A 2,022-nucleotide genomic window follows, 5' to 3' on the forward strand; every position below is an offset into this window, starting at 1 on the left:
GGGGCGGGCCGACAGCCTGCAGGAGGCTCAAAGCCTGCAGCAGGTGGCGGCGGGGTTCGATGCCGACGGCTACAAGATCTTGTGTGCGCCGATGTTCAGGGGAGATGTGGAGATCGTGCAACTGGACCCGGAGGGACGCGGCAACCGTTGATGCCATCCACAAGCGACGAAGCCTCGGTGAGGCCGAGGCTTCTCGATGAAAAAGACGCCCTGACCGTCTCGCAACGGGCGCCAAGTCTGGCCGCAATCGTTTGCTGGCGTGACTGCCTCCCCCGTATGAGGCTGCTGACGAGGGCGCAAACATCGCCTAGGCCCTGCCAGGCATGGGCCTCATCTCGTTTCAACTGAGATGGACATTGAAGACTGGCGCATGCAAGGCGGTTAAGCGGTTGGCACCCAGGGCATCAAGCGTGAGCGCTCAGTCAGCCGTTGCGCCATGTGGGCCACCAACACCAGGCAGCCCAGCACGCCAGCATCCAGAGCACCACCACGAGGGTGCCGCCAACCTTGCTGACGGGCTTGGCGCCCTTGGCGGCCATCCAGTCATCAGCTTGGCCACGGCACTCGGCGAGAACGTCTGCTGGCAGCAGTTGGATGGTCAACCAGATCAAGCCCGGCAAGAGCAATGCATCGTCAACATAGCCCAGCACTGGAATGAAGTCCGGGATCAGGTCGATCGGGCTGAGCGCGTAAGCCACCACGAACACCCCAAGGACCTTGGCGTGCCAAGGGGTACGGGGGTTCTTGCCTGCAAACCAGAGCGTGACCCCATCACGTTTGATTCGCTTGGCCCAAGCCCTCAAGCTGCTGCTGACGCTCATGGGTTGAAGGATGCCATGTCGTGAGACGGCGTGAGGCAACAAAAAACCAGCCACCCCTGAGAGGGAGGCTGGTTCTGAGACGCCTTGAGATGGCGTGAAATGTTCAGTTGGTGCCGGAGAAAGGAATCGAACCCTCGACCTTCTCATTACGAATGAGCTGCTCTACCGACTGAGCTACACCGGCACACGTGACACAAGCCTCACGGCTTGCTGCACAGCCCGCAATCATACCCGGTTTCGGCCTCGTTCAAACAGCACCCGCGCGATCGTGGCGCCCTGACACGGCTCGAGCGTGCTTCCGGCCGATTACACCCTGAGACGCCTCTCACCCGCCTGAGACGCCTTGGCCGCACCAAACCGGCGCATCCCGGCATAACCTCCGGACGCCAACAACCCACGCTGGAGGAGAACCCATGAACCACATCCGCACCTTGGTGGCCACCGTCGCCATGGCCCTGAGCGCCCTGTCGCACGCCCAAAGCACCCCCATCCCAGGCACCGACCCGGGCACCCCATCCACCGCCATCGACGCCAAGGCCGAGCCCTACCTCATCGTCACCCGCGTCGACGCCCGCAAGTGCGCCTACCCCGTCTGCGGTGGTTACTTCGTCAAGGCGGCCAACAGCCCCGTCACGCGCTGTGCCGACGGCAAACTGGCCAAGGAATGCCACGCGGTCGAACTCGACACCCGCGCCCTGGGCTGGAGCGACGAGCAACGCGCCACCTTCGAGGCCTCCTTTGGCCAGGGCAAGGCGCTGGTCAAAGGCGCCATCGAACCTCAACCGCGCGGCCTGTTCACCGGCGAGGTGCTGCGCGTGAGCGAGGCCTGGCAGGCCCAGGGCAGCAACAAGCGTCCGCTGGGCACCTTCTTCAGCCTGAAGAACAACGGCATCGTGTGCATCCAGGCCCCCTGCCCTGCGTTCGGCCTGCAAACCCTGAACCGCACCAGCACCGAGCGCAGCATCGACACCGTCGACTTCAGCACGGCCCGCGCCCCCGACACGGCCGTGCAGGCTGCCTGGCAAGCGCTGGAGAATGGCCCCATCCTCGCGGCCGGTGCCGTGGTGCGCTTCCCCGGCTTCAGCCCCACGGGCGCCACCGTCTACGCCAACAAGCTCGTGACCAGCGAGTTCTACCTGCCCGCAAAGCCCTGAACCACGTCTGAGGCAAGGCGCCATGAAAAAGCCCGCCGATTGGCGGG

2 protein-coding genes and 1 tRNA gene are annotated in these 2,022 nt (G+C 64.4%); 1 reads left to right on the forward strand and 2 read right to left on the reverse strand.

The genetic code is table 11. The annotated features are described in order from the left end of the window. Positions 1 to 422: 422 nt before the first annotated feature. The gene (locus B2W70_RS09260) at positions 423 to 821 is read right to left on the reverse strand and encodes a YkvA family protein (RefSeq protein ID WP_286745071.1); all 399 of its coding nucleotides are present in this window, start codon (positions 819 to 821) and stop codon (positions 423 to 425) included. Between the two features lie 108 nt (positions 822 to 929). Next, positions 930 to 1,005 (reverse strand) — tRNA-Thr (locus B2W70_RS09265). A gap of 229 nt (positions 1,006 to 1,234) precedes the next feature. Here B2W70_RS09265 and B2W70_RS09270 point away from each other — a divergent pair. Continuing rightward, positions 1,235 to 1,975, forward strand: a complete 741-nt coding sequence (locus B2W70_RS09270) for a DUF6748 domain-containing protein (protein ID WP_286745074.1) — start codon at positions 1,235 to 1,237, stop codon at positions 1,973 to 1,975. The last annotated feature ends 47 nt before the right edge of the window (positions 1,976 to 2,022 follow it).

Origin of the sequence: Aquabacterium sp. UBA2148 (assembly GCF_002328915.1) — a bacterium.
In the GTDB taxonomy this organism is placed as follows: Bacteria; Pseudomonadota; Gammaproteobacteria; order Burkholderiales; family Burkholderiaceae_C; genus Aquabacterium; species Aquabacterium parvum.